Origin of the sequence: Streptomyces sp. (assembly GCF_036566765.1) — a bacterium.
GTDB lineage: Bacteria > Actinomycetota > Actinomycetes > Streptomycetales > Streptomycetaceae > Streptomyces.
The window spans coordinates 1-5,778 of the sequence record NZ_DATCVQ010000417.1; the positions used below are offsets into that span (position 1 = coordinate 1).

Consider the following 5,778-nt stretch of genomic DNA (forward strand, 5'->3'; position numbering starts at 1 on the left):
CGAGCAGGGCCGACTTGGTGGCCTCCGTGAGGCCCCGGCCGCCCATGAGCTTCACGTACGCCCAGGAGATCGGCAGCACACCGGCCGAGCCGTAGCGGGAGGCGGAAATCGGCGTGCCGCTTTCGCCGTTGGCCGGATCCGCAGCGTTGCCGGGCATAAACGGGGCCAGGTGGGCCTTGGCCGCAACCGGGCCGACGCCCGGTCCGCCGCCACCGTGCGGGATGCAGAAGGTCTTGTGCAGGTTCAGGTGCGAGACGTCGCCGCCGAAGTGGCCCGGCTTGGCGAGACCGACCAGCGCGTTGAGGTTGGCGCCGTCGACGTACACCTGGCCGCCGGCCTCGTGCACCGCCGCGCAGATGTCGGCGACGTGCTCCTCGAACACGCCGTGCGTGGACGGGTACGTGATCATCAGCACCGAGAGCTCGTCCCGGTACTGCTCGATCTTGGCGCGCAGGTCCGCGACGTCGACCTCGCCGTCGTCGGCGGTCTTGACGACGACGACCTTCATGCCGGCCATCACGGCACTGGCGGCGTTGGTGCCGTGCGCGGAGGACGGGATGAGGCAGACGGTGCGCTGCTCGTCGCCGTTGGCCCGGTGGTAGGCGCGGACGGCCAGCAGACCGGCCAGCTCGCCCTGCGAACCGGCGTTGGGCTGGATGGACACCTTGTCGTACCCGGTGACCTCGGCGAGGCGCTCCTCCAGCTCGGTGATGAGCGTGACGTAGCCCTGGGCCTGCTCGATCGGCGCGAAGGGGTGGATCTGGCCGAACTCGGGCCAGGTCACCGGCTCCATCTCGGTGGTCGCGTTCAGCTTCATCGTGCAGGAGCCGAGCGGGATCATGCCGCGGTCGAGCGCGTAGTCGCGGTCGGCCAGCTTGCGCAGGTAGCGCAGCATCGAGGTCTCGGAGCGGTGCGCGTGGAAGACCGGGTGGGTCAGGTACGCGTCGGTGCGCAGCGCGTCGACCGGCAGCGCGTCCTCGGTGGCGGCGTCGAGGGCCTCGACGTCGGCGGTGACGCCGAACGCGCTCCAGACGGCCTCGAGCTGGGCGCGGCCGGTGGTCTCGTCGCAGGAGATCGAGAGGTGGTCGGCGTCGACGCGGTACAGGTTGACGCCGGCCTCGCGGGCGGCGGCGGCGACCTCGTCGGACCGGCCCGGGACGCGGGCGGTGAGGGTGTCGAAGAAGGCGCCCTGGGTGAGCTGGACGCCGCCGGCCTTGAGGCCCGCGGCGAGGATCGCGGCGTAGCGGTGGGTGCGCCGCGCGATCGTCTTCAGGCCCTCGGGGCCGTGGTAGACGGCGTACATGCCGGCCATGACGGCGAGCAGTACCTGCGCGGTGCAGATGTTGCTGGTGGCCTTCTCGCGGCGGATGTGCTGCTCGCGCGTCTGCAGGGCCAGGCGGTACGCCTTGTTGCCGTCCGCGTCGACGGAGACGCCGACGAGGCGGCCGGGGAGCGAGCGGGCGTGCTTGTCCTGGACGGCCATGTAGCCGGCGTGCGGGCCGCCGAAGCCCATCGGGACGCCGAAGCGCTGGGTGGTGCCGACGGCGATGTCCGCGCCGAGCTCGCCGGGCGAGGCGAGCAGGGTGAGGGCGAGCAGATCGGCGGCGACGGTCACGATCGCGCCGAGCTCGTGAGCCTGGTCGACGACCGGCTTGATGTCCCGGACCGCGCCGGAGGCGCCCGGGTACTGGAGCAGCACGCCGAAGACGCCGCGCTCGGCGATCTCGGCGGGGATGCCGGCGGACAGGTCCGCGACGACGACCTCGACGCCGGTGGGCTCGGCACGCGTCTCGATGACCGCGATGGTCTGCGGCAGGGCGTCGGCGTCGACCAGGTAGACGCCGTTCTTGACCTTGCCGACCCGGCGGGACAGCGACATGGCCTCCGCGGCGGCGGTGCCCTCGTCGAGCAGCGACGCGCCGGAGGTGGGCAGACCGGTGAGGTCGGCGACCATGGTCTGGAAGTTGAGCAGCGCCTCCAGGCGGCCCTGCGAGATCTCCGGCTGGTACGGCGTGTACGCGGTGTACCAGGCGGGGTTCTCCATGACGTTCCGGAGAATCACCGGCGGCGTGAAGGTCCCGTAGTACCCCAGGCCGATCATCGGGGCGAGGATCTGGTTGCGGTCCGCGAGCTCGCGGAGCTCGGCGAGGACGTCGGCCTCGGTGCGGGCGGCCGGCAGGCCCAGGGCCTCGGCGCTCTTGATCACGTCCGGCACAGCGGCGGCGGTGAGCTCGTCGAGGGAGCCGTAGCCGACCTGCGCGAGCATCTTGGCCCGGGCTTCGGCGTCGGGCCCGATGTGCCGCTGCTCGAAGGGGATGCCCTGTTCGAGCTCGGAGAGCGGAGTGCGGTTGGCGGTCATTGCGGAGGCCTCCTGGTCTACACGACCCTGAAGGGGCACCACGACGCGCGGGTGCCCGGACGGCCTCCCCCTCTGTCATCTCAACCTGAGAGCTTCACCGGCGCGCGTGGGGGCGGCCGGCTTTCACCGTCGGTGAGAGCGGATGCCGTCGGACTCCCGCTCTGCTTTCCAGAGTGACCTCGTCCGCGCGGTACAGGGGCCTGAGAGATTCCGGGGAGGATTTGCTCCTTCGGCGCCTCCGAAAGATTCTCCGGAGGACTCTCCCGCGCGGGGTCGACAGCCACAGCCAGCCTACCAGCGCTGTTGCGTCGCCAGATCGCTCAAGTGGCCGATATCTCGGATGTGCCTTTTCGTAGGGATTGGAGAGCAGTCGCGACCACGTGGAGGGACCGTGCAGACCGATATCGATCCGCGCAGCCTGATCGGCCGCAAGGCGTACGACCGCGACGGGCACAAGATCGGCACCGTGGACGAGGTGTACCTGGACGACGCGACCGGCGTCCCGGAGTGGGCCGCCGTCCGCACGGGCCTGTTCAGCCGTGACGCCTTCGTCCCCCTGGAGCCCAGCGAGCTGGCCGCCAACGGCCTGCACGTCCCGTACGAGCGGTCCCTGATCAAGGAGGCCCCGGACTTCGGCGTAGGCCGCCACCTCTCACCGGAACAAGAACTCCAGCTCTACCGCCACTACAGCATCGCGCTACCCCCCGCCCCCCACGAAGACCGAGACTTCGGCCGCCTGGCGGGCCAGGACGAGGCCTGAGGAGGGGCGGAACACGGCAGGGCCGAAGGCCGGGCGCGCCTGAACGCCGGCCCGGCGGAAGGCCCGGGCTCACCTCCACGCACCCGCAGCCGCCGACGGCGCTCGGCCGACCACCGGTGGAAACGCCGGCCCGGCCGAAGGCCGGGCGTACCCCTACGCGCCTGCGGCCGCCTCCGTCGGGCCGTCCCGCACCAGCGGGAGCGGGTCGGCCGGTTCCAGGTCGGGGTCGTCGACGAAGAACGTCCGCACCCGGCCCGGCTCCGAGTCCGGTTCCTCGAACCGGACGGTGACGCGACCGACCCCGCTCCCCTGCACCCACCCCGGCCCGTGCACCGCGTGCCGGACGTCCTGCCCGGCGGCCCAGCGCCGCTCCCGGGGCGGCTCCGGCTCCGCCGCGGGCGCCGCAGCCTCGGTGGGCTCCGCCGCGTCCGCCACGGCCTCGGCCTCCGCCGCCTGCGCGAACAGGTCCTCCTGCGTGTAGTCCGCGAGCCCGCTCACCCCGACCCCGAGCAGCCGCACCCCGCCCGTCGTGTCCACGCCCTCGAGCAGCCGCCCGGCGGCCTCCCGGACGACCCCGAGGTCGTCCGTGGGCCCGCGCAGGGTCTCCGACCGGGTCAGCGTCGAGAAGTCGAACCGCCGCACCTTGAGCACGATCGTCCGCCCCGAGTGCCCGGACGCCCGCAGCCGGCCCACGCACCGCTCCGCGAGCCGCTCCACCTCCATCCGGATCCGCACCCGGTCGTGCAGGTCCACGTCGAAGGTGTCCTCCACGGAGACCGACTTCGCGTCCCGCTCGGCCACCACGGGCCGGTCGTCGTACCCCTGGGCCATGCGATGCAGCGAGGCCCCGTGCGCCCGCCCGAGCAGCCGTACGAGCTCGTCCTCGCCGGCCGCCGCCAGGTCCGCGACCGTGGTCATCCCGGCCCGCCGCAGATGTTCGCCGGTGGCCGGCCCGACGCCCGGGAGAATCCGTACCGACTTCGGCCCGAGCAGCTCCCGCTCCGTCCCCGGCTCTATGAGCACGAGTCCGTCCGGCTTCGCCTCCTCCGAGGCGATCTTCGCAATCATCTTGGACCCCGCCAGCCCCACTGACCCCGTCAGCCCCGTGGTGGCGAGAATGTCCCTGCGCAGCCGCTCACCGGCCTCGCGCGCGCTCGCCGAGTCCCAGGCCCTGCCCCCGGCCTCCAGGTCCACGAAGGCCTCGTCCAGGCTCAGCGGCTCGACCAGCGGGGACAGCCGTCCGAGCAGCTCCATGACCTGCTCGCTGACCGCCCGATAGGCCGAGAACCTCGGCACCAGATACGCCGCGTTCGGCGCGAGCCGGCGCGCCTGCGCCATCGGCATCGCCGAATGCACCCCGAACCGCCGCGCCTCGTACGAGGCGGTCGCGACGACCCCGCGCGGCCCCAGCCCGCCGACCACCACCGGCTTCCCGCGCAGGCTCGGCTTCGCCGCCTGCTCGGCGGCGGCGAAGAACGCATCCATGTCCAGATGCAGGATCGTAGGCGCGGGTCTCACATCTCCGATGCTGCCCTACGCCACTGACAACGGACCCGCACTCGCGTGCGAGTCGCAGGAGAGTCCCGACCCCCCGACCGTCACACAGCCCTGTCGCGCCGCCGCGCCGCCAACTCGTCGCCCGGGTTGTGCCCGATCAGCGTCTCTCCGGTATCGACCCGCTCGCCGTGCAACTGCGACAGCGCCGCCTCGACGTCCCGCCACACCACGCCGACCGCGATCCCGAACACGCCCTGCCCGCCCTGGAGGAGATCCACCACCTCGTCCGGCGAGGAGCACTCGTACACCGTCGCGCCGTCGCTCATCAGCGTCATGCGCTCCAGATCGCGAAAGCCCCGCGCACGCAGGTGCTGCACCGCGGCCCGGATGTTCTGCAGGGCGACGCCGGTGTCCAGGAACCGCTTGACGATCTTCAGCACGACGACGTCGCGGAAGCTGTAGAGCCGCTGCGTGCCCGACCCGTACGCGGGCCTGACGCTGGGCTCCACGAGCCCCGTGCGCGCCCAGTAGTCCAACTGTCGGTACGTGATGCCTGCCGCCGCGCAGGCCGTCGGCCCGCGGTAGCCGATGATGTCGGTTCGGGTGTCGGTACCCGTGTCGGCTGCGCCGCTCTGGAGCGGGTACAGCCCACTCTCTCCCGGAGTGCGTCCGAGAGCGCCCCCCGCCGTACCGTCGCCGCTGCTCATCACGCCGACCCTCCGTCCTTGAACTGCCCACTCGACGGTAGGCAGTCACTCGGGGTGCGTCAACGATCGCCACACTCGGCACGCCGAGTGATAATCACCCTGAGAGTGGTTTCCCGTGTCTCTCTGCGGGAAAGGCTACTCGAATGCGCTGATCGCACCTCGGGTCCGGGGTCGACCCAGAGCCGTCCGGACGGTCGCCGGCCGGCCTCCCTCCCTGGCTTCACTGGCTGTTGGTGCCGAAGTCCTCGGGGGAGATCTGGTCGAGGAACTCGCGGAACTTCTCCACCTCGTCCTCCTGCTCGTCCGGAATCGCGATGCCGGCGTCGTCAAGCACGCCGTCGCTGCCATAGATCGGCGTCCCGGTGCGCAGCGCCAGCGCTATCGCGTCGGACGGCCGGGCGCTCACCTCGACACCGCTGGCGAAGACCAGCTCCGCGTAGAAGACCCCTTCACGC

At 71.9% G+C, this 5,778-nt stretch carries 5 protein-coding genes and 2 riboswitches; of the genes, 1 reads left to right on the forward strand and 4 read right to left on the reverse strand.

Translation table 11 applies throughout. From position 1 onward, the window contains the following. A partial coding sequence (gcvP, locus tag VIU94_RS24565) for an aminomethyl-transferring glycine dehydrogenase (RefSeq protein ID WP_331914163.1) occupies positions 1 to 2,359 on the reverse strand: 2,359 nt, incomplete at its 3' end. Between the two features lie 65 nt (positions 2,360 to 2,424). Beyond that, positions 2,425 to 2,536: riboswitch (glycine riboswitch) on the reverse strand. Position 2,537: 1 nt separating this feature from the next. Then, positions 2,538 to 2,635, reverse strand: a riboswitch (glycine riboswitch). A 115-nt stretch (positions 2,636 to 2,750) separates the two neighbouring features. Between gcvP and VIU94_RS24570 the strand changes: the two genes are divergently transcribed. After that, positions 2,751 to 3,119, forward strand: coding sequence for a PRC-barrel domain-containing protein (locus tag VIU94_RS24570; RefSeq protein WP_331914165.1), 369 nt, complete (start codon positions 2,751 to 2,753; stop codon positions 3,117 to 3,119). 153 nt (positions 3,120 to 3,272) lie between these two features. Here VIU94_RS24570 and VIU94_RS24575 read toward each other — a convergent pair whose 3' ends face one another. The 3 genes from VIU94_RS24575 to VIU94_RS24585 all read right to left on the reverse strand — a co-directional run. Then, the gene (locus tag VIU94_RS24575; protein WP_331914167.1) at positions 3,273 to 4,637 is read right to left on the reverse strand and encodes a DNA polymerase IV; all 1,365 of its coding nucleotides are present in this window, start codon (positions 4,635 to 4,637) and stop codon (positions 3,273 to 3,275) included. Positions 4,638 to 4,717: 80 nt separating this feature from the next. Then, positions 4,718 to 5,323, reverse strand: coding sequence for a MerR family transcriptional regulator (locus VIU94_RS24580; protein ID WP_331914169.1), 606 nt, complete (start codon positions 5,321 to 5,323; stop codon positions 4,718 to 4,720). 220 nt (positions 5,324 to 5,543) lie between these two features. Continuing rightward, positions 5,544 to 5,778, reverse strand: a 235-nt coding sequence (locus tag VIU94_RS24585; protein WP_331914171.1) for a bifunctional nuclease family protein, incomplete at its 5' end; no start/stop codon positions are given.

What these genes read in the sequence shown, in the direction of transcription:
- VIU94_RS24580 (WP_331914169.1), bottom strand. Translation starts at nt 5,323, where the DNA reads ATGAGCAGCGGCGACGGTACGGCGGGGGGCGCTCTCGGACGCACTCCG.